This window comes from Allobosea sp. FW305-C-101 (genome assembly GCF_058783685.1).
Window position 1 is genome coordinate 912,370 of the sequence record NZ_JBYSYT010000002.1, and the last position, 21,253, is coordinate 933,622.

The following is a 21,253-nucleotide window of genomic DNA, read 5'->3' on the forward strand; positions in this document are numbered from 1 at the left end:
GAGAATCTCGATCAGGAGATGCTCGGGTCAAGCCCGAGCATGACGGCGCGTGCTGGCCGCTTTCGCAAACTGAAGATCGCAGCCTGCACTCTGGCCGTCTCAGCCATTGCAGGCGCCACCGCCCTCGTCTTCTACGCCCGCTCGCTCCCCCCGCTTGACCTCGCCGCAGCCGCCGATCGCTCGACCGTAGTGCTCGACCGCGAGGGCAAGCTGCTGCGCCCCTTCCTGACCGCTGACGGCCGCTGGAAGCTCCCCGTCACATCAGAGGATGTCGATCCGCGCTATCTCGCCATGCTCAAGGCTTTCGAGGACAAGCGCTTCGACGAGCACCACGGCATCGACCCGCTCGCTATGCTGCGCGCCGCCGGCCAGATGCTGCTCAACGGCCGCGTCGTCTCCGGCGGCTCGACACTGACCATGCAGGTCGCGCGCCTGCTCGAACCACGCGAGGAGCGCACGCTCTCAGCCAAGCTCCGGCAGGCCGTGCGCGCCGTCGAATTGGAACGGCGCTTCGACAAGGCCCGCATTCTCGACCTCTACCTCACGCTCGCCCCCTTCGGAGGCAATCTCGAGGGAGTGCGTGCCGCGAGCTTCGCCTATTTCGGCAAGGAGCCGAAGCGGCTTTCGACCGCCGAGGCCGCCCTCCTCGTCGCCCTCCCGCAATCGCCCGAGACGCGTCGGCCGGACCGCTTCGTCGAGGCCGCCCGCAAGGCGCGCGAGCGCGTGCTGGAACGGGTCGAGCAGGCGGGCTTGGCCACCCGTGACGAGGTCGCCGCCGCCCGCAACGAGCCGATCCCGGCCGCGCGCCGCCCCTTTCCGAATCTCAGCCCCCATATCGCCGAGCAGGCGGTGGCCGAGGCACCGGCCGAGCGCGTCCAGAAGCTCTCACTCGATGCACGCTTGCAGGCCGCGCTCGAAGGCCTCGCCCGCGAACGCAGCCTCGGACTCGCTCCCCAGGTCTCGATCGCGATCCTCGCCGTCGACAACGAAACCGGCGAAATCCGCGCCTCGGTCGGCGGCGTCGATTATTTCGCGGCGGAACGGGCCGGTGCGCTCGACCTGACGCGGGCGCTGCGCTCGCCCGGCTCGGCGCTCAAACCCTTCATCTACGCCCTCGCCTTCGACAACGGCATCGCCCATCCCGAGACGATGCTGGAGGACCGGCCGGCGCGCTACGGCATTTATATCCCCGAAAACTTCGACATGACCTTCCAGGGCATGGTCAGCGCCCGCAAAGCCCTGCAGCTTTCGCTCAACGTGCCAGCCGTCGAACTGCTCTCGGCGCTTGGCCCGCAGCGCTTTCTCTCGCGATTGCGCGATGCTGGCGTCGCCATCGCCATGCCCAAGGACAGCGGCGCGCCCGGCCTCGCCGTCGGCCTCGGCGGTCTCGGCATCACCCTGCAGGACCTGACGCGCGCCTATGTCGGCCTTGCTCGCGGTGGTGAGATGCTGCCGCTGCGCTTCCGCCAGCAGGCGGCGCAGAGCGGTCCGGCGCCGCGCCTCGTCGATCCCGTCGCGGCCTGGTATGTCGCCGACACCTTGCTCGGTGCGCCGCCGCCGCTCAATGCCGTGCCCGGCCGCATCGCCTACAAGACCGGCACATCCTATGGCTATCGCGACGCCTGGGCCGTCGGCTTCGACCGCAGGCACACGATCGGCATCTGGGTCGGCCGCGCCGATAATGGCGCCGTACCTGGACTGGTGGGGCGCACGGTCGCGGCCCCCATCCTGTTCGACGCCTTCGCCCGGCTCGGCATCGATCCGCGCCCCTTCCCGCAGCCGGCGGACGCGATCATCGCCAGCACAGGCCATCTGCCGCCACCGCTCCGCCACCTCCGGCAGGATGTGCCCAAGACCGTGACGGCGATGACGACGCCGACGCTGAAGCTCGCCTTCCCGCCGGACGGCGCCCGCATCGACCTCTCCGCCGCCGCGCTCGATGGCAATGGCCGGCTCAACCTCAAGGTTGCCGGCGGTTCGCCGCCCTATACCTGGCTGGTCGACGGCACGCCGGTGACCGAGCCACAGCGTCGGCGCGAGACGCAGTGGCAGCCGCCGGGCAAGGGCTTCATGCGGATTTCGGTAATCGATGCGACGGGCGCGAGCGAGAGCGTCTCGGTGAGATTGCAGTAGCGCGTGAGCGCGTCATCCCGCACGCGCTGCGGCACGCAGTACTGCTGCGCAGATGCGGGACCGTCCTCGCGAAAAGGCGCCCTTCTCGCGTCGCCAAGTGAGGCGCCCTCTGGTCACGCGGTCCCGTGTCTGCGCCGCAGCACTTCGTGCCGCAGCGCGCACGGGATGACAGCGCCCCCCGCCCCTTACTCCGCCGGGGCCGGATGCGCGCCCTGAGCGCCGTGCCCTTCCTCATGCGGCGCATGGCGCGAGCCATGGACCGTGCGGGCGAGGTAGCTATAGGCGACCGGCACCACATAGAGCGTCAGCAAGGTGCCGAAGGTCATGCCGCCGACGATGACCCAGCCGATCTGCGAGCGGCTTTCCGCGCCGGCGCCGGTCGCGATAGCGAGCGGAACGGCGCCGAGCACCATCGCGCCCGTGGTCATCAGGATCGGCCGCAGGCGCAATTCCGCCGCCTCGACGAGGGCGTCGAGCATGTCCTTGCCCTCCTCGCGCAGCTGGTTGGTGAACTCCAGGATCAGGATGCCGTGCTTGGTGATCAGGCCAACCAGCGTGATCAGGCCGATCTGGCTGTACACGTTCATCGTCCCGCCCGTGTAGTAGAGCGCAGCCAGCGCGCCGGTCAGCGAAAGCGGCACCGAGACCATGATCACGACCGGGTCGACGAAGCTCTCGAACTGCGCCGCCAGCACCAGATAGATGAAGCCCAGCGCCAGCAGGAAGACGATGAAGATGCTCGCGCCCGACTGCTTGAACTCGCGGCTCTGGCCGGAATAGTCGACCTGCACCGAGGAGGGCAGCACGCGGGCCGCACTATCTTCCAGCACCTTGAGCGCGTCGCCGAGCGAATAGCCGGGCGCCGGGATCGCGGTGATCGTCGCCGAGCGCAGCTGGTTGAAGCGGGTCAGCTCCTTGGGCGCCACGTTCTCGTCGATCTTGACCAGGCTGGAGAGCTGCACCACGGCGCCGCCGCGGCCCATCAGGTAGATCGACTGCAGCGCCTGCGGGGTGTTGCGCTCCGAACCCTCGACCTGCAGCACGACATCGTATTGCTTGCTGTTCATGTTGAAGCGCGTCACCTGCCGGCCGCCGAGCAGCGTCTCCATCGTGCGCCCGATGATATCGACGCCGACGCCAAGATCGGCCGCCCGCTGCCGGTCGATCGAGACCTTGATCTGCGGCTTGTCGAGGATGAGGTTGGTCTCGACATTGGTCAGGACCGGCGAGTTCGCGACCTCGGCCATCAGCTGGTCGACATAGGCCTTGATCTGCGTATAGGACTCCGAGGAGCGCAGCACGAACTCGACCGGCTTGCTGTTCGCCTGGCCCTGCCCGAGCGAGGCCGGGTTGGTCGCGAACAGGCGGATGCCGGGGATCTGCGACAGGCCCCTGTTGATCTCGGCGACAAGATCCTGCTGCTTGCGCTGGCGCTCTTCCCAGGGCTTGAGGCGGGCGAAGCCGATGGCGCGCGTCACGTCGGGGAAGCCGGCGATGACGAGATAGGTATCGACCTCGGGTATCTTGCTGAAATACTGCTCGACCTGGCGCGCATAGTCGGCAGTGAAGGAGATCGTGGCGCCCTCGGGCGCGACGCCGACCGCGTTGATCGTGCCGCGATCCTCGACCGGCGCCAGTTCGGCGCGCAGATGCGTGAAGAAGTAATAGCCGCTGCCGGCAACACCCAGCGCCAGCAGCACGACCAGCGGGCGGATCGAAAGCGCTCCGCGCAGCGAGGCCTTGTAGCCGCGCGACAGCCCGTTGAAGCCGCGCTCCAGCACATTGTAGAGCCAGTTGTGCTTCTCGTGGTGGCGCAGCAGCTTGGCGCACATCATCGGCGTCAGCGTCAGCGCGACGAAGCCGGAGACCAAGACCGCGCCGGCCAGCGTCAGCGCGAACTCGATGAAGAGCTTGCCGGTGCGGCCGGTCGAGAAGGCCATCGGCGCATAGACCGCGACCAGCGTCAGCGTCATCGCCACGACCGCGAAGGCGATCTCGTTGATGCCGCGGATCGCCGCCGGGGTCGGCTGCATGCCGTCCTCGATATGACGGTGCACGTTCTCCAGTACGACGATGGCGTCGTCGACGACGAGGCCGATGGCGAGCACCATCGACAACAACGTCAGCGTGTTCACGGTGAAGCCGAACGCATACATCAGCGCAAACGAGCCGATCAGCGAGACCGGGATCGTGACCAGTGGGATCAGCGTCGCGCGCACCGAGCGCAGGAAGATGAAGATGATCAGCACGACCAGCACGATCGCCTCGATGATCGTCTGGTAGACCGCCTTGATCGAGCGATCGATGAAGACCGAGGTATCGTAGGACTTGGCGATCGCCATGCCCTGCGGCAGGTCCTCGATGATGCCGGGCAGCGCCTCCTCGATGCCGGCCGAGACGTCGAGCGGATTGGCCGTCGCCTGCTTGACGATGCCGATCGTCACCGAAGGCGTGCCCTTGAACCAGGCGGCGTTGCGTTCCTCGCGGGCGCCGAGCTCGACCTTGGCGATGTCCTTCAGCTTGACCGGGAAGCCATTGGCGTCCTTGACCACGATCTCGCGGAACTCCGCCGGGGTCGTCATGCTGGTCTGCGAGAGCACCGTGAATTCGCGATCGTTGCTCTCGATCCGGCCCGACGGGATCTCGACATTCTGCGCCCGGACGGCCGCCTCGATCTGCTGGACCGAGATGTCGTAAGCCGACATGCGGGCGCGATCGAGCCAGATGCGCATCGCATATTGGCGCTGGCCGAGAATGCGGACCTCCGCCACGCCGGTCACGTTCTGGACGCGGTCGGAGATGAAGCGATCGGCGAAGTCGGTGAGTTCGAGCGGCCCGTCCTTCGTGCTGGTCAGCGAGAGATAGAGGATCGGCTGCGCGTCGGCCTCCACCTTGGCGATGACCGGCTCGTCGATCTCGTCCGGCAGGCGGCTGCGCACGCGGCTGACGCGGTCGCGCACGTCGGAAGCCGCGACGTCGGGATCGACATCCGGGCGGAAGCGCACCTGGATGAAGCTGCGCTCCTGGCGGCTGGCCGAGGAGATGATCTCGATGCCCTCGATGCCGGCGATCGAGTTCTCCAGGATCTGGGTGACCTGCGTCTCGATGATCTCGGCCGAGGCGCCGCGATAATCGGTGCGGACCGAGACGATCGGCTCGTCGATGTTCGGATACTCGCGGACCGTCAGGCGGCCATAGGAGACGATACCGATCAGGATCACGAGGAGGCTCAGCACCGTCGAGAGGACGGGCCGACGGACGAAGAGTTCGAAGAGGCTCATGGCGCGATCCTAGAGCTGGCTCGTCTGGACGACCTTGTCCTTGATCGCGATGATCGCGCCGTCGCGCAGCCGCATCTGGCCGGCGGTGATGATCTGCATGTCGGGCGTCAGCCCGCGGACGATCTCGACCTTGCCCGGCAGGCGCTTGCCAAGCTCGACGGCGACCTTCTTCGCCTTGCCCTTGTCGACGACGTAGATGATCTTGCCGACCGCATCCGGCACCACGGCCATCTCCGGCACGACGATCGCCTTCTCGCGATAGTCCACGGTGATGGCCAGCCGGGCGAAGAGGCCGGGCTTCAGCGCGAGATCGGCATTGGGGATGTTGGCGCGCAGGCGGATCGCCCGGCCGTTGACGTCGACCACCGGGTCGATCGCGTAGATCTGGCCCTGGAATTTCCGGTCCGGAACCGCATCGACCTTCATCTGCACGGGCTGCCCGACCTTGAGGCGGCTCAGGAATATCTCGGGCACGCGGAAATCGATCTTGATCGGGTCGATGCTGGTCAGCGTGATCAATTGCTTGCCGACGGAGACATAGTCGCCGACGCCGACCGAGCGCAGGCCGACGACGCCGGTGAACGGCGCCACGATGGTCGACTGGGCGAGCTTGGCCTTGGCGAGCTGGACGCGAGCCTCGCTGGAGGCGAGCTTCGCCGCGGACTCGTCGAGCGCGACCTGCGTGCCCGAGCCGCGCGAGACCAGCCCCCTGAGCCGATCATTGGTATCGCGGGCAAGGCCGAGATCGGCCATCGCCTGCTTCAGCTCGGCATCGAGGATCGCCGTATCGAGCTTGACCAGCTCCTGCCCGGCCTTGACGCGCTCGCCTTCCTTGAAGCCGAGGAAGATGACGCGGCCGGCGATTTCCGGCGCGATGACAACGGATTCATCGGCGGCCAGCGTGCCGAGCGCCTCGACCTCCTCGCTCACGGTCGCCAGTTCGATGGACGCGACCTCGACAGGCACGCCGCGCGGCCCCGAGACCGCGCTCGCCTGCGCCTGCTGGGTGCCAGTGCGCTGGTTGCGGTAGGCATAATAGCCGCCGCCCGCGATGGCGGCGACGAGAACAAGAAGAACGAACCGCTTCATCAGGCTGGAGGCTCCGTTGCCGCCCATTGGTCTTAAATGGAACGAAAGGCGTTGCTAAGATGCCGGCGCGCCACAGCGGCACAAAAACAGCGGTTCTTGTGCCGATGCCGTATCGTTTCGGCCTCGCAGGCATCAATGCAAGATGCTTGCCGATAAGAGGCCCAACGTCACGGGCATCTCCGCCGCACACAGACATCCACGATCATCCTGCCGCTAAGCCGTGGATCGTCCAAGCGCATTCTGGAGACCTCACGAAACGTTGACCGGCTCTTGGACGTGCAAATCGCCCGTTTCGGGGCCCTTCACATCCTGTCACGCCGCTGTCATCCGTGGCCGCTAGGGCTCGCGGCGATCAAGACGCCTGACCCTCCGGCCTGACCGGGTGGGGACGCGCTCATGCCCGCATCGTGCCCGAGAACCAGTCCATGCTCCGCATCGAAGGCCTGACCAAGCGCTTTGGCGACAGGAACGCGGTCGACGCCGTCACGCTGACGGTGCCGAAGGGGGAGATGGTCGGCGTGATCGGCCCCTCCGGCGCCGGCAAGTCGACGCTGCTGCGCATGCTGAACCGCCTGACCGAGCCGACCTCCGGCCGGATCGTCTGCGAGGAGCAGGACGTCACCGGGCTGAAGGGCGCCTCGCTGCGCCGCTGGCGCCGCGACACGGCGATGATCTTCCAGCAGTTCAACCTCGTCGGCCGCCTCGACGTTCTAACCAATGTCCTGCTCGGCCGCCTGAACCATCGCTCGGCGGCGCTGACGCTGGTCAAGAGCTTCGCCGAGGACGACAAGATTCGCGCCATCGCGGCCCTCGAGCGTCTCGATATGGGCCATCTCCTGGCGCAGCGCGCCGAGACCCTCTCCGGCGGCCAGCAGCAGCGCGTCGCCATCGCCCGCGCCCTCGTCCAGGAGCCGCGCATCATCCTCGCAGACGAGCCGATCGCCTCGCTCGACCCGCGCAACACCCAGGTCGTCATGGACGCGCTGTTCCGCATCAATCGCGAGGACGGCATCACCGTGATGTGCAACCTGCACGACCTCGACATCGCCGCGAAATACTGTGACCGCCTGATCGGCATGTCCGCCGGCAAGGTCGTGTTCGACGACGTGCCGCAGGCGTTGACCCGCGAGATCGCGGCCGAACTCTACGGCATCGAGGCCAAGGATGCCGGCGCCGAGGCGCTGGATGCGCTCGACGCCATCGCCGCCTCCGAGGCGAAGCGCGCCCGCCAGAAGATCGCCTGATTTCCAGAGATCGCCGGACCGGCCTGATGGCCGTCGCCGCGAGAAGACCATCCCCGCCTACAACCAGGAGCACAAAGATGCTGACCCGTCGTCATACCCTCTCGCTCGCCGTCGCCGGCCTGGCGCTCGCCGCCGCTCCGGCATTCGCGCAGGACTGGAAGGCCAAGTATCCCGAGCTCGTCTTCGCGATCATCCCCTCCGAGAACGCTTCCGGCGTCACCGAGCGCTACACCCCCTTCGTGCAGTATCTCGCCAAGGAACTCGGCACCAAGGTCACCCTGCGTATCGCCAACGACTACGCCGCGATCATCGAGGGCCAGCGCACCGGCAACATCCACATCGCCTCCTACGGCCCGTCCTCCTTCGCCCGCGCCCGCATGACCGGCGCCAAGGTCGATGCCTTCGCCATCGAGACCAACCTGGACGGCACCAAGGGCTATCACTCGGTCTTCTACGTGAAGAAGGACTCGCCCTATCAGAAGGTCGAGGACCTCAAGGGCAAGAATCTCGGCCTCGTCGACCCGAACTCGACCTCGGGCAACAACGTCCCGCGCTTCGCGCTGAACGGCATGAAGATCGAGCCGGAAACCTTCTTCTCGAAGGTCGTCTATACCGGCAGCCACGAGAACGCGATCATCGCGCTCCAGCAGGGCACGGTCGATGTCGCCGCCAACTGGTGGAACGATGAGCAGGAATCGAACCTGCAGCGCATGGCCCGCAAGAACATGGCCAAGGCCGACGACTTCCGGATCATCTACAAGTCCGAGCAGATCGTGAACTCGCCGATGGCCTATCTCACCGACATGCCGGAGGAGCTGAAGGCCAAGATCCGCGACGCCGTCCTGAACCTCGCCACCAAGGACAAGGCCGCCTTCGACAAGATCTATGAAGGCAAGCAGGGCCCGCTCGTCGCCGTCGACAACAAGGCCTACGACCCGATCATCGAGCTGAACAAGTTCGTCGACGAGCTCCGCAAGAAGAAGTCGTCGTAATTCAGCCAGCCGTCATGCCCGGGCTCGACCCGGGCATCTCTCGCCAGAGATTCCAGGGCACTGCGCTTCGCTTCGTCCTGGGATGACACCCTTGTCCGGGATCGGCACCAGCCGATCCCGCGACCTCTCGGAAGCGCCTCTTCATGACCCTCGCGATCGACCGCAACGACCCTGCCATCCGGGCCCATGCCGAGGCCTATCGGCAGGCTTCATCCGCCAAGCGCCGGCAGGCCCTGATCGGCATCGCCGTCTTCATCGCCTGCGTGCTTCTCTCGGCGCGCGGCGCGGAAGTCGATCTCGCCAAGTTCTTCGAGAACGTTCACCGCTTTCCGAAGTATATCTTCGAGACGCTGCCGACGCTTAGGCTCGCCAGCCTCGGCGCCGACCTCTCCGAGTGGTACTGGGGCCTGAAGGGCTGGCTGAAGCTGCTCTGGCAGACCGTGCTCATCGCCTATGTCGGCACGATCCTCGGCGCCGCCGGCGCCTTCCTGTTCTGTTTCGCCGCCGCCGCCAATCTCGGCCGCGCCACCTGGCTGCGTTTCGCGGTGCGCCGCTATCTCGAATTCTGCCGCACCGTTCCCGAGATCGTCTTCGCGCTGATCTTCGTCATCGCCTTCGGCCTCGGCCCGCTGCCCGGCGTGCTCGCCATCGCGATCCACACCATGGGCGCGCTCGGCAAGCTCTTCTCGGAAGTCGTCGAGAACATCGACCTGAAGCCGGTTGACGGCGTTACCGCTGCCGGCGGAAGCTGGTGGCAGATCGTCCGCTTCGCGGTCGTCCCGCAGGTGCTCTCCAATTTCGCGAGCTACGCGCTGCTGCGCTTCGAGATCAATGTCCGCGGCGCCTCGATCATGGGCTTCGTCGGCGCCGGCGGCATCGGCCAGGACCTGATCGAGGCCATCCGCAAGTTCTACTTCACCGATGTCAGCGCCATCCTGCTGCTGATCATCGTCACAGTCATGCTGATCGACTACGCCACCGAGCGGCTGCGCCACGCCCTTCTCAGCCTGGAGCATGGCCGATGAGCCTCGCCCTTTCGACGGCCGAGCGCGCCGACATCCTGCGCCGCCACGACGCCGCGATCCGCGGCTCGCTCAGGACGAAGCTTGCGACGATCGGCACCATCGCCGCGCTCGCCGGCTTCTTCGTCTACGGGCTGACGACGCTCGAAACCTCGCTCTGGAAGATCTTGTCCGGCTTCGGCAATCTCAGCACCTTCGTCATGTTGATGCTGCCGCCCGATCCCGGCTCCTGGGCGCGCGCCATCATCTTCGTGAAGGCGCTGTTCGAGACCATCGCCATCGCCTTCCTCGGCACGGTTCTGGCGGCGATCCTGGCCCTGCCGCTTGGCTTCATCGCGGCGCGCAACGTTGTCGCCAACCGCATCGTGCACTTCTTCGCCCGTCGCTCGCTCGACACGGTGCGCGGCGTCGACGCCCTGATCTGGGCGCTGATCTGGGTGAATGTCGTCGGCCTCGGCCCCTTCGCCGGCATGCTCGCGATCATGACCAGCGATCTCGGCGCCTTCGGCAAGCTCTATTCCGAAGCCATTGAAGCAGCCGACCGGAAGCCGGTCGAGGGCGTATCCTCCGTCGGCGGCGGCAAGGCGCATGAGATCCGCTTCGGCCTGCTGCCGCAGGTGCTGCCGGTGATCGCGAGCCAGGTGCTCTACTATATCGAATCCAACACCCGCTCCTCGACGATCATCGGCATCGTCGGCGCCGGCGGCATCGGCCTCTATCTCGCCGAGACGATCCGCACGCTGGAATGGCAGCAGGTCTCCTTCCTGATCCTGCTGGTCCTCGCCGCGGTCTCGGCCATCGACTTCCTGTCGGGCAAGCTGCGCTTCGCGATCATCGGCCGCCGGGCGAGCTGAAAGCGACACCAGCCGTCATTCTCGGGCGCAGCGAAGCGAAGACCCGCGAAGCTCGTGCAGGATAAGGCGCCTTTCCGTCCTGGGATGCTCGGGTCAAGCCCGAGCATGACGGTGCCCTTCAATCCCCGAACGGCTCGATCACCATCTCCATACGCTCGGCAGCGAACACGCTGCTGACGAGATGCACCGGCGTCAGGTCCGGCAGCGCATCGACCGCCGTCGAGATCATCACGGCAGCCTCAGGCGCGATCTCCAACAGCTCGGCCTCACGCTCATCGGCAAGCCGCGCCGTCAATCGCGTCGACAGGCGCACGTAATCCGCGATGCCATAGATCTTGAAGGCGGCCGTGATCGAGCCCGCCGCCTCGCGATAGGCCTTGTCGAAATCCGGGAAACGCTCGACCGCAAGCCAATGCGTGCCGGTGCCCATCGGCACGCCATCCGCCAGGCTCACGCCCTGCACCTGCCAGAGCAGCGTCCCGGTCTTCAGCTTGAGCGCCGTGCAGGCGGCTGCCTCACCCACGACCACTTCGGCCGAGAGCATGCGGCTCGTGCCGGTGATGCCGAGCTTGCCCATGTTGGTGCGCATGCTGACGCGCCGGCCGATCGGATAGGGCAGACGCGGCGCCGTCACTTGCGTGCCGCGCCCGCGTGAGACCGTCACCAGCCCCTGCTCGGCGAGATGGCGGAAGGCCTGCCGCACCGTATGGCGATGCACGCCATAGCGCTCGGCCAGCGCGACCGAGGCCGGCAGCGTTTCGCCGAGCTTGTACTCGCCGCGCCCGATCGCATCCGCCAGTTGGTCGGCGATGCGTCGCCAGGCCGTGCCCCCGTCGCGCTCCGCCAGTGCCGTATCCGTCATCAAAATGTCGCCCAAAAAGTATAGACCTTTGCCATCAACTCCCCTAGCATAGTCTAGACATTCGGAACTGACCAGCGAGCCCGCGCCGATGACCCCAAGAACCCCGAGGCAAAGCTGGATGGCGACGCTGGCGCGCGCCTCCCGCAGCGAGATCGAAACCCTGCTCGGCGATCCGCCGGTCCATGACCTGCTCAAGGCGCCGGAGACCGGCACCGTGATGGTCGAGGGCCGCGCCGGCGGCGCCGGACGCCGCTTCAATCTCGGCGAAGCCACCGTGACCCGCTGCGTCATCCGCCTCTCCAACGGACGGATGGGCTTCTCCTATGCGCTCGGCCGCGACTGCCGGAAGGCACGGCTCGCCGCCCTGCTCGACGCCCGCCTGCAGGATGAAGCCGAAGGCAGCGGGTTGCATCAGGGCATCGCCACCCTCGCTGCGCAGCAGGCGGCGACCCGCGACCTCGCCTCGCGCAAGGCGGCGGCGACCAAGGTCGATTTCTTCACGCTGGTCAGGGGCTCGTGATGCCGGCTGAAACCATGATCGCTCCCGGCTTCTCCGACCCGGTCTTCCAGTCCCAGGCCGCCTTCCGGGCCCTGCTCGCCGCCCTCTCCGAGCCCGGCACACTCCAGCAGGTCGCGAGCGAAATCACGCCGCCGGAAGGCCTCGCCACCGCGACGGCCACCGCCTTGCTGACGCTTGCCGATTACGAAACCCCGGTCTGGTTGCCGGAAGCCCTGCGCAAGGGTCCGGCCGGCGCCTGGCTGCGCTTCCATTGTGCTGCCGCCCTCGTCGACGATCCCACCGAGGCCGCCTTCGCGGTCATCGACGGCGCGGCCGATGAGCCCAAGCTCTCTGCCTTCAACCTTGGCACGGACCAGTTCCCGGATCGCTCGACCACCGTGATCGTGCAGGTTTCAGGCCTCGAAGGCGGCGCCGCCATCGCCCTCGCCGGCCCTGGCATTCCCGGCTCACGCAGCATCGCGCCGCAGGGCCTGCGTCCCGGCTTCACCGATGAATTGCGCGAGAACGGCGCGCTCTATCCGCTCGGCGTCGATGTCCTGCTGGCGCATGGCGAGGGCCTGATCGGCCTGCCGCGCTCGACGCAAGTTCAGGAGGCCCGCTGATGTATGTCGCAGTGAAAGGCGGCGAGGCCGCTATCCTCGCCACGCATGACCTCGTCGCCGAGGCGCGCCGCGGCGATCCGGCCGTGCCGGAAATCTCCGTCGCCCAGATCCGCGAGCAGCAGGCTTTGGCCTGCGCCCGCGTGATGAACGAGGGCTCGCTCTACGACCAGGACCTCGCCGCGCTCGCGCTGAAGCAGTCGCAGGGCGACGTCATCGAGGCCGCCTTCCTGATGCGCGCCTATCGCACGACGCTGCCGCGTTTCGGCTCCTCCGAGCCGCTCGACACCGCCGCCATGGCGATCCGCCGTCGCGTCTCGGCCACCTACAAGGATCTGCCCGGCGGGCAGGTGCTCGGACCGACCTATGACTACACCCATCGCCTGTTCGATTTCGCCCTGATGGATTCCCCCACCGTCATGGCCGGGCTTGACCCGGCCATCTCAGGACAAGAAGGCGAGCCCTCTTCGGCAGGAGATGCTCGGGTCAAGCCCGAGCATGACGGTCTGAAAGCCCCCCTCGACGCCACCATGCCGCGCGTGCCCGACATTCTCGGCGCCGAAGGCCTGATGGAGGCGGAAGAGCCGCCGGAAGGCGATCCACGCCCCTTCGACCTCACCCGCGATCCCGTCTCCTTCCCGGCGGATCGCGACGTGCGCCTGCAATCCATGGCGCGTGGCGACGAGGGCTTCCTGCTCGGCCTCGGCTATTCCGTGCAGCGCGGTTTCGGCGGCACCCATCCCTTTGTCGGCGAGGTTCGCGTCGGCGAGGTTTCAGTCGAGTTCGTGCCGGAGGAGCTCGGCTTCGCGGTCGATCTCGGCGACGTCACCCTGACCGAATGCCAGATGGTCAACCAGTTCCAGGGCTCGAAAGAGGTGCCGCCGCAATTCACCCGCGGCTACGGCCTCGTCTTCGGCCATAGCGAGCGCAAGGCGATGTCGATGTCGCTGGTCGACCGCGCCCTCAAGGCCCGCGATTTCGGCGAGGCAGCCAACTACCCGGCGCAGCAGGACGAGTTCGTCCTCTACCACGCCGACAATGTCGAGGCGGCCGGCTTCGTCGAGCATCTCAAGCTGCCGCATTATGTCGATTTCCAGGGCGAGCTCGAACTGATCCGCCGCATCCGCAGGGAGCGCGAGGAGCGGCTTGCACAGGAAGAGGAAGCCATGCCGGAGGCTGCGGAATGACCATTCATCAGATGCCGGCAGACGATACCAAGCCGGCTTACAACTATGCGTATCTCGACGAGCAGACCAAGCGGATGATCCGCCGCGCCTTGCTCAAGGCGGTCGCGGTGCCCGGCTATCAGGTGCCCTTCGGCTCCCGCGAGATGCCCTTGGCCCGCGGCTGGGGCACCGGCGGCATCCAGATCACCGCCGCGATCATCGGCCCGGCCGATACGCTGAAGGTGATCGACCAGGGCGCCGACGACACCACCAATGCCGTCTCGATCCGTAAGTTTTTCGAGCGCACCGCCGACGCCCACACCTGCGAGGCGACGGATGAGGCGACGATCATCCAGACCCGCCACCGCATCCCGGAGGCGCCGCTGAAGAGCGGACAGGTCATGGTCTATCAGGTGCCGACGCCTGAACCCTTGCGCCGTCTGGAGCCGCGCGAGGCCGAGACCCGCAAGATGCATGCCTGGGCCGAGTATGGGCTGATGCAGGTCAAGCTCTACGAGGACATCGCCCGCTATGGCGAGATCACCAAGACCTACGACTACCCGGTCATGGTCAACGATCGCTACGTGATGGCGCCCTCGCCCATCCCGAAATTCGACAATCCGAAGATGCACATGTCGCCCGCGCTCCAGCTCTTCGGCGCCGGACGCGAAAAGCGCATTTATGCGCTGCCGCCCTATACCAGCGTGCGCAGCCTCGATTTCGAGGATCACCCCTTCCGCATCCAGAGCTGGACGCAGCCCTGCGGCCTCTGCGGCGCGGACGACAGCTATCTCGACGAGGTCGTGATCGACGACCAGGGCGGGCGCATGTTCGTCTGCTCCGACAGCCATTATTGCGAGACCCGCCGGGCGGAAGGCCATCGCGGCACGATGCTGGGCGACGCCGCCGCGAGCGGCCTGGTCGAGGAGACCACCCCATGACGCTCCATGTCGCCGCGGCCGAGCTTGCGCTCGAACCCGCCCCCCTGCTCTCCGTCGACGGCGTCAGCCGCTTCTACGGCGAGCGCATCGGCTGCGCCGATGTCTCCTTCGATCTCTGGCCGGGCGAGGTGCTAGGCATCGTCGGCGAATCCGGCTCAGGCAAGTCGACCCTGCTGCGCTGCCTTGCGGGCATCGACAAGCCCGACGAGGGCGAGGTGCTGTTCAGGGGCGGCACGGAGCCGCTCGACATCTACTCGGTCTCCGAGCAGGAGCGCCGCCGCCTGATGCGCACGGCCTGGGGCATCGTCCACCAGAACCCGCGCGACGGCCTGCGCATGGACGTCACCGCCGGCGGCAATGTCGGCGAGCGGCTGATGGATCGCGGCGACCGGCATTACGGCCAGATCCGCGAGCGCGCGCTCGACTGGCTCGCCCGCGTCGAGATCGCCGGCACCCGCATCGACGACCGCCCTCGCCAGTTCTCCGGCGGTATGCAGCAGCGCCTCCAGATCGCCCGCGTGCTGGTCTCGGAACCCCGCCTCGTCTTCATGGACGAGCCGACCGGCGGCCTCGACGTTTCCGTGCAGGCCCGCCTGCTCGACCTGCTGCGCGTGCTGGTGCGCGATCTCGGCCTTGCCGCGATCATCGTCACGCACGACCTCGCCGTGGCGCGCCTCCTGACCGACCGCCTGATGGTGATGAAGGATGGCCGCGTCGTCGAGCAAGGCCTGACCGACCAGGTGTTGGACGATCCGCATCACGCCTATACGCAACTCCTGACCTCGGCGGTGCTGAGTGTGTGACGAATGCAGGGCGTCATTCTCGGGCGAAGCGCAGCGCAGACCCGAGAATCTCGTGCAGGAAGGAGCGCCTCTCCTGCCAGAGATGCTCGGGGCAAGCCCGAGCATGACGAGCCCTTCAGCCGTCACACCCTCGTCACCGCGAATCGGCAAGGCACTGACCCCATGACCACGATGATTCAGGTCGAGAACGTCGCCAAGACCTTCACCCTGCACAATCAGGGCGGAGCGCGTTTGCCCGTCTTCGACAACGTCAATTTCCATGTCGATTCCGGCGAGGCGCTGGTGCTGGCGGGTGCCTCCGGCGCCGGCAAGTCGAGCCTGCTGCGCATCCTCTACGGCAATTACAAGCCGACTTCAGGCGCGATCCGCGTCACCCATGCCGGCCGCCCGGTCGATATCGTCGCCGCCGTGCCGCGCACCGTGCTCGACATCCGCCGCCGCACGCTCGGCTTCGTCTCGCAGTTCCTGCGCGTGATCCCGCGCGTCTCGACACTCGATATCGTCCGCGACCCGCTGCTCGCGCGCGGCGCCACGCCGGAGACCGCGACCGAGCGCGCCAAGGCCATGCTGGCCCGGTTGAACCTGCCGGAGCGGCTCTGGAACCTCGCGCCCGCCACCTTCTCCGGCGGCGAGCAGCAGCGGGTGAATATCGCCCGCTCCTTCGTCGACCCCTCCGCGATCATGCTGATCGACGAGCCGACCGCCTCGCTCGACGCAGCCAATCGCGATGTCGTCGTCGAACTCATCGCCGAGGCGCGCGCCGCCGGCTCCGCCATCGTCGGCATTTTCCATGACGAGGCGGTTCGCGAACGCGTCGCGACGCGCTATCTCGACATCACCGCTTTCCGGAAGGCCTGACGATGCAGACCGTTCTCACCAATGCCAAGCTGATCCTCGAGAACGAGGTCGTCACCGGCACCATCGCTTTCGACGCGAATGGCATCGCTGCGGTCGACCAGGGCAAGTCGTCCCTGCCCGGCGCCATCGATGTCGGCGGCGACTATGTCGCGCCCGGCCTCGTCGAGATGCACACCGACAACATGGAAAAGCATTTCATGCCGCGCCCGAAGGTCTTCTGGCCGAACGGGCTCGCGGCGGCGCTCGTCCATGACGCCCAGATGGCGGCGGCCGGCGTCACCACCGTCTATGACGCGGTCTGCGCCGGCACGCCCTTCTCGGCCAAGGATTACCGCAAGGACATCTTCGCCGACGTGATGAAGTCGCTTGCCTATGGCAAGAGCGAGAACGTCTTCCGCATCGACCACCGCATCCACATGCGCTGCGAGCTGACAAGCCCGCAGCTGTTGGAAGACATCGCGCCCTATCAGGACGACGCGCTCGTCCAGCTCGTCTCTCTGATGGACCACACGCCCGGCCAGCGCCAGTGGCGCGATCTCCAGCATCTCAAGACCTATGCCGTCGGCAACGGCAAGACGGTCGCGGAGTTCGAGGAGGACGTCGAGGTCCGCCAGCGCGAAGGCGCCGCCAATGTCGCGAAGAACTGGCAGGCCGTGGTCGACATCTTCCGCGCGCGCGGCATCCCGCTCGCGACCCATGACGACACGATTCCCGAACATGTCGAGGAAGGCGTGGCCTCGGGCGCGGTGATCTCGGAATTCCCGACCACGGTCGAGGCCGCCGCCGCGGCCAAGCAGCACGGCCTCGCGACGGTCGCCGGTGCGCCGAATGTCGTGCGCGGCGGCTCGCATTCGGGCGGCGTCTCGGTCTCCGAGCTCGCCGAGAAGGGCTTGCTGGACGGGCTCTCCTCGGATTACGTGCCGGCGAGCCTGCTCCAGGCCGTGGTCAAGCTCAATGCCGACCATGGCATCGCGCTACCTGAAGCCATGGGCATGGTGACCTGGAAGGTCGCCGACATCCTCGGTCTCGGGGATCGCGGCCATCTCAAGACGGGCCTGCGCGCCGATCTCGTGCGCTTCAAGGTGCTGGGTGCGACACCCGTCATCGCCGCCGTCTGGTCGCAGGGCGAGCGCGCATTTTGAGCAAGCCGCGCTACGCCGTCTATTACGCCCCCGCTGCCGAGAGCGCGCTCTGGCGCTTCGGCAGCGCGACGCTCGGCTATGACGCACTCACGGCTGAGGATTTGCCTTTCGCGGTTCCGCCGGGATGCGATCCGGCCCTTTGGCCTGCCTTCACCGAGGAGCCGCGCCGCTACGGCTTCCACGCCACGCTGAAGGCGCCCTTCGAGCTCGCCGACGGCCGCAGCGAGGAGCAGTTGCGCGCCTTCGCCCGCAATCATGCCGCCGGGCTCGACGCCGTGGAACTGGCGGGCTTGAGCGTCACCGCGCTCGGCTCCTTCGTGGCGTTGACCCCCTCCGAGCCGAGCGAGGCTCTGCAGCGCTTCGCCTTCGCAGCCGTGCAGGCTTTCGAACTCTTCCGCGCGCCGCTCTCGGACGCGGATAAGGCACGGCGCCTGAAAAGCCCGCTGACCCCGGCGCAGCACGCCTATCTCGAAGCCTATGGCTACCCCTATGTCGGTGACGCCTTCCGCTTCCACATGACGCTGACCGGTTCCCTGCCCGGCGAGCAGATGGGCCCCGTGAAGCAGGCACTCGACACGGCCTATACGGCGGCGCTTCCAGCCGGCCCGGTCAGGATCGACCGCTTCGCGCTGTTCAGGCAGGACGACCGCGCCGGCCGCTTCCGCCTGCTCGATTCCTATTCCTTCGGTTAGGACTTATGCCGGCCGAGCGCGCGCAGGACGGCCAGCAGCTCCGCCGCCGCCTCGGCAACGCTACGGTCGTTCATGATCATGACGATCTCGGCGCGCTCGGCCCTCAGGGGCGCCTCGCGCTTCAGCCGCGCCGCGATATCGGCCTCGGTCTCGCGTCCGCGCGCCGCCAGCCGCTGCGCCAGGACCGCGACCGGCGCGGTGATGTTGAGCACCACGACACGCTCCGCCAGTCGCTCGGCCACAGCGATCGCAGCACGCGAGACATTGACGATCACCACGCCGCCCGCACCGATGCCGGCAAGCTCAGCCGCCGGGATGCCATAGCGCAGCCCATGCGCCTGCCAGCTCAGGGCGAGATCGCCATTCGCTTCGATCGCGCGAAAGCCCGCCTCGTCGCAGGAATCATGGTCCTCGGCCCCCGCCATGGCCGGCCGGGTGATCAGGCGGCGGGCGAAGCGATAGCGCGGATCGGTCGCGAGCTCGGCCCGCGCCGCCTCCATCAGCGTGTCCTTCCCCGCTCCGGAGGGACCGACCACGAAAACGAGCACGCCCGTCTGCACGGCAGGGATCGCGATATCAGGAGAGGATGAGGACATGGCCGCGAAGAAACTGGGACTCGAACCGCTGATCGACCCGACCGCCCAGGTGAGGCAGGCGACGCTCGGCCGCTACACCGCGATCGGGGCGCGCACCAGCTTCGCCGAGTCGACGATGGGTGACTACTCCTATGTCGTGAACGACGCGAATGTCATTTACACGACAATCGGCAAGTTCTGCTCGATCGCTGCGATGACCCGGATCAATCCCGGCAACCACCCGATGCATCGCGCCAGCCAGTCGCATTTCACCTATCGCGCCGCCGCCTATTTCGACGATGCCGATGATGACGAGGCCTTCTTCGACTGGCGCCGCGCACATGCGGTGACGATCGGCCACGATGTCTGGATCGGCCATGGCGCGATCGTCCTCGCCGGCCGCTCGATCGGCACCGGTGCGGTAGTCGCGGGCGGCGCCGTCGTTACAAAGGACGTCGCGCCCTACACCATCGTCGCCGGCAATCCCGCCAGGCCAGTACGCCGCCGATTCGCCGAGAATATCGCGGAAAGATTGCAGGACCTCGCCTGGTGGGACTGGGACCATGCCCGGCTGCGGGCCGCCCTGGACGATTTCCGGCACCTCTCCGTGGAGGATTTCCTGGAGCGGCATGAAGCCAGCTAGAATCCGGCTTACTTCATTATGATCGCAGGGATTTTCTTACCCCACGACGGCATCGCCTCGACCCTACCATAGGATAGCACACGCCGCTTATGTAGAAATTGACCCAGATCAAGACATGCGCTCATAGGTTGTTAACCTTGCTGGGCCATGGTCGGCCTCCGGCGGGAACGGTTCCGCCCGAGGCTGGGGACCTCCTGATGACGGCAATGGATCATCTCGGCAAGCGGCTTGCCTTCATGCAGCTCGGCCCGGAGGCGCAGGCGCGCATCCGCGACGTCGGCGACGCCCTGGGTTCGTCCATTCCGGGCGCACTCGACGCCTTCTACGCGCAATTGCGCGCCTTCCCGGAAACGAAGGCGTTCTTCAGCAACGAACAGCACATCGAAGGCGCCAAGCAGCGCCAGGCCAGACATTGGGGCGGTATCGCCACCGGCAAGTTCGACGAGAACTACATCGGCGCCGTCACCCAGGTCGGCAAGGTCCATGCCCGCATCGGCCTGGAGCCGCGCTGGTATATCGGCGGCTATGCCCTGATCATTGAGAAGCTGCTCGCCGGTGTGCTGGAAGCCCGCTGGCCGAAGAACGCGCTGGGCAAGCGCATGCCCGGCTGCGCCGAGCGCTCGGCCGAGATCGCGGCCATCGTCAAGGCGGCGATGCTCGACATGGACTACGCCATCACCGTCTATCTCGAAGCCTCCGAGGAGGCCCGGCTGAAGGCCGAGGCCGAGGCTCGCGCCATCGAGCAGGCCAAGGCGGCCGAGCGCGACCAGGCCATCGCCTGCGTCAGCCAGAGCATGGCCGCGCTCGCCGACGGCGACCTGACCTATCGCATGAGCGCCGAGATCCCGGCCGAATATTCCGAGATCCGTGATCATTTCAACGGCGCGATGGCGCGTCTCCAGGAGATGGTCGGCACGATCAAGGCGACCTCGGCCGCGATCGCCTCCTCCTCGCAGGAGATCAGCACCGGTGCGCAGGACCTGTCGATGCGCACCGAGCAACAGGCCTCGGCCCTTGAGGAGAGCGCGGCGACGACCGAGCAGCTCGCAGCCTCGGTCAAGACCTCGACCCAGGCCTCGCGCGAATCCGTCTCGCTGGCCGATGAGGCCGCCAATGTGGCGCGCACCGGCGGCGATATCGTCCGCGAAGCCGTCGAGGCGATGGCCCGCATCGAGGGCGCCTCGAAGCGCATCTCGGAGATCACCGATGTGATCGACGGCATCGCTTTCCAGACCAACCTGCTGGCGCTCAACGCCGCCGTCGAAGCGGCCCGTGCCGGCGATGCCGGGCGCGGCTTCGCCGTCGTCGCCGCCGAGGTCCGGGCGCTGGCCCAGCGCTCGGCAGGCGCCGCCAAGGACATCACCGGCCTGATCTCGTCCTCGGACGCCGAGGTCGCCGAGGGCGTCAAGCTCGTCCGTCAGGCCGGCGAGACGCTGGACCAGATCGTTGCGGCCTCCGCAAAGGTCTCCAGCACGGTCGAGGAGATCGCCTCGGCCTCCAGCGAGCAGGCCAATGGCATCGACGAGATGAGTCAGACCGTCAGCCATATGGACGAGATCACCCAGCAGAACGCGGCGCTGGCCGAGGAAAGCGCCGCTTCGGCGAAGGTCCTGCTCGACCAGATCGATCAGCTCAACCGGCTGGTCTCGGCCTTCCGGACCGAACAGGGCGGCGCGATCAGCAGCGTTGCCGCGGCCCGGCGGCGCGCGGCCTGAGGCCTTTCCTTCTCCCCTTGCGGGAGAAGGTGGCCCGAAGGGCCGGATGAGGGGTCGCGTAGGACTTGGGAAATTGGCGACCGACTTACGATCAGCGTCGCGCGACCCCTCACCCCAACCCT

The 21,253-nt window shown here is 67.1% G+C and carries 19 protein-coding genes; 15 read left to right on the forward strand and 4 right to left on the reverse strand.

From position 1 onward, the window contains the following. The first annotated feature begins 39 nt into the window (after positions 1-39). Complete coding sequence (pbpC, locus tag AC3WMA_RS11825; protein WP_492285549.1) at positions 40-2,133, forward strand: penicillin-binding protein 1C; 2,094 nt, start codon at positions 40-42, stop codon at positions 2,131-2,133. A gap of 185 nt (positions 2,134-2,318) precedes the next feature. On the opposite strand, the gene AC3WMA_RS11830 is transcribed toward pbpC, so the two are convergent. Both AC3WMA_RS11830 and AC3WMA_RS11835 read right to left on the reverse strand, forming a co-directional pair. Next, on the reverse strand, positions 2,319-5,414 hold the full coding sequence (locus tag AC3WMA_RS11830) for an efflux RND transporter permease subunit (RefSeq protein ID WP_492285550.1): 3,096 nt from the start codon (positions 5,412-5,414) through the stop codon (positions 2,319-2,321). Positions 5,415-5,423: 9 nt separating this feature from the next. Continuing rightward, positions 5,424-6,503, reverse strand: a complete 1,080-nt coding sequence (locus tag AC3WMA_RS11835) for an efflux RND transporter periplasmic adaptor subunit (protein ID WP_492285551.1) — start codon at positions 6,501-6,503, stop codon at positions 5,424-5,426. Between the two features lie 425 nt (positions 6,504-6,928). Here AC3WMA_RS11835 and phnC point away from each other — a divergent pair, with 425 nt between their 5' ends. The 4 genes from phnC to phnE (AC3WMA_RS11855) all read left to right on the forward strand — a co-directional run bounded on the left by phnC (position 6,929) and on the right by phnE (AC3WMA_RS11855) (position 10,615). Then, positions 6,929-7,747: a phosphonate ABC transporter ATP-binding protein gene (gene phnC / locus AC3WMA_RS11840; protein ID WP_492285552.1), complete on the forward strand. Its 819-nt coding sequence runs from the start codon at positions 6,929-6,931 to the stop codon at positions 7,745-7,747. Between the two features lie 77 nt (positions 7,748-7,824). Then, positions 7,825-8,739, forward strand: a complete 915-nt coding sequence (gene phnD, locus AC3WMA_RS11845) for a phosphonate ABC transporter substrate-binding protein (RefSeq protein WP_492285553.1) — start codon at positions 7,825-7,827, stop codon at positions 8,737-8,739. Between the two features lie 143 nt (positions 8,740-8,882). Continuing rightward, the gene (phnE, locus tag AC3WMA_RS11850) at positions 8,883-9,764 is read left to right on the forward strand and encodes a phosphonate ABC transporter, permease protein PhnE (protein ID WP_492285554.1); all 882 of its coding nucleotides are present in this window, start codon (positions 8,883-8,885) and stop codon (positions 9,762-9,764) included. Next, on the forward strand, positions 9,761-10,615 hold the full coding sequence (gene phnE, locus AC3WMA_RS11855) for a phosphonate ABC transporter, permease protein PhnE (RefSeq protein ID WP_492285555.1): 855 nt from the start codon (positions 9,761-9,763) through the stop codon (positions 10,613-10,615). The genes phnE (AC3WMA_RS11850) and phnE (AC3WMA_RS11855) overlap by 4 nt, the downstream gene beginning before the upstream one ends. A 118-nt stretch (positions 10,616-10,733) precedes the next feature. Here phnE (AC3WMA_RS11855) and phnF read toward each other — a convergent pair whose 3' ends face one another. After that, positions 10,734-11,477 carry a phosphonate metabolism transcriptional regulator PhnF gene (phnF, locus tag AC3WMA_RS11860; RefSeq protein WP_492285556.1) on the reverse strand — a complete coding sequence of 248 codons (744 nt, stop codon included), beginning with the start codon at positions 11,475-11,477 and terminating at the stop codon, positions 10,734-10,736. An 88-nt stretch (positions 11,478-11,565) separates the two neighbouring features. On the opposite strand from phnF, the gene phnG reads away from it, so the two are divergent. From phnG to AC3WMA_RS11900, 8 genes are all read left to right on the forward strand, one after another. Then, positions 11,566-11,997: a phosphonate C-P lyase system protein PhnG gene (gene phnG / locus AC3WMA_RS11865; protein ID WP_492285557.1), complete on the forward strand. Its 432-nt coding sequence runs from the start codon at positions 11,566-11,568 to the stop codon at positions 11,995-11,997. After that, a complete protein-coding gene (gene phnH, locus AC3WMA_RS11870) occupies positions 11,997-12,599 on the forward strand; it encodes a phosphonate C-P lyase system protein PhnH (protein WP_492285558.1) in 603 nt (200 codons plus the stop codon). Before phnG ends, phnH begins: the two co-directional genes overlap by 1 nt. Further along, positions 12,599-13,783, forward strand: a complete 1,185-nt coding sequence (locus tag AC3WMA_RS11875) for a carbon-phosphorus lyase complex subunit (RefSeq protein ID WP_492285559.1) — start codon at positions 12,599-12,601, stop codon at positions 13,781-13,783. Before phnH ends, AC3WMA_RS11875 begins: the two co-directional genes overlap by 1 nt. After that, a complete protein-coding gene (locus AC3WMA_RS11880; protein ID WP_492285560.1) occupies positions 13,780-14,703 on the forward strand; it encodes an alpha-D-ribose 1-methylphosphonate 5-phosphate C-P-lyase PhnJ in 924 nt (307 codons plus the stop codon). The genes AC3WMA_RS11875 and AC3WMA_RS11880 overlap by 4 nt, the downstream gene beginning before the upstream one ends. Beyond that, entirely contained in the window at positions 14,700-15,506 is an 807-nt protein-coding gene (gene phnK / locus AC3WMA_RS11885; protein ID WP_492285561.1) for a phosphonate C-P lyase system protein PhnK, read from the forward strand. Before AC3WMA_RS11880 ends, phnK begins: the two co-directional genes overlap by 4 nt. Positions 15,507-15,668: 162 nt before the next feature. Continuing rightward, complete coding sequence (phnL, locus tag AC3WMA_RS11890; RefSeq protein WP_492285562.1) at positions 15,669-16,364, forward strand: phosphonate C-P lyase system protein PhnL; 696 nt, start codon at positions 15,669-15,671, stop codon at positions 16,362-16,364. Between the two features lie 2 nt (positions 16,365-16,366). Beyond that, complete coding sequence (locus tag AC3WMA_RS11895) at positions 16,367-17,506, forward strand: alpha-D-ribose 1-methylphosphonate 5-triphosphate diphosphatase (protein ID WP_492285563.1); 1,140 nt, start codon at positions 16,367-16,369, stop codon at positions 17,504-17,506. After that, positions 17,503-18,198 (forward strand): DUF1045 domain-containing protein, encoded by a 696-nt coding sequence (locus AC3WMA_RS11900; RefSeq protein ID WP_492285564.1) that lies wholly within the window; start codon positions 17,503-17,505, stop codon positions 18,196-18,198. The genes AC3WMA_RS11895 and AC3WMA_RS11900 overlap by 4 nt, the downstream gene beginning before the upstream one ends. Here the strand turns inward: AC3WMA_RS11900 and phnN are convergent. Beyond that, on the reverse strand, positions 18,195-18,794 hold the full coding sequence (phnN, locus tag AC3WMA_RS11905; RefSeq protein ID WP_492285565.1) for a phosphonate metabolism protein/1,5-bisphosphokinase (PRPP-forming) PhnN: 600 nt from the start codon (positions 18,792-18,794) through the stop codon (positions 18,195-18,197). The genes AC3WMA_RS11900 and phnN overlap by 4 nt on opposite strands. On the opposite strand from phnN, the gene AC3WMA_RS11910 reads away from it, so the two are divergent. Both AC3WMA_RS11910 and AC3WMA_RS11915 read left to right on the forward strand, forming a co-directional pair. Continuing rightward, the gene (locus tag AC3WMA_RS11910) at positions 18,793-19,416 is read left to right on the forward strand and encodes an LbetaH domain-containing protein (RefSeq protein WP_492285566.1); all 624 of its coding nucleotides are present in this window, start codon (positions 18,793-18,795) and stop codon (positions 19,414-19,416) included. The genes phnN and AC3WMA_RS11910 overlap by 2 nt on opposite strands. A 197-nt stretch (positions 19,417-19,613) precedes the next feature. Continuing rightward, positions 19,614-21,131, forward strand: a complete 1,518-nt coding sequence (locus AC3WMA_RS11915) for a methyl-accepting chemotaxis protein (RefSeq protein WP_492285567.1) — start codon at positions 19,614-19,616, stop codon at positions 21,129-21,131. Positions 21,132-21,253: the final 122 nt, after the last annotated feature.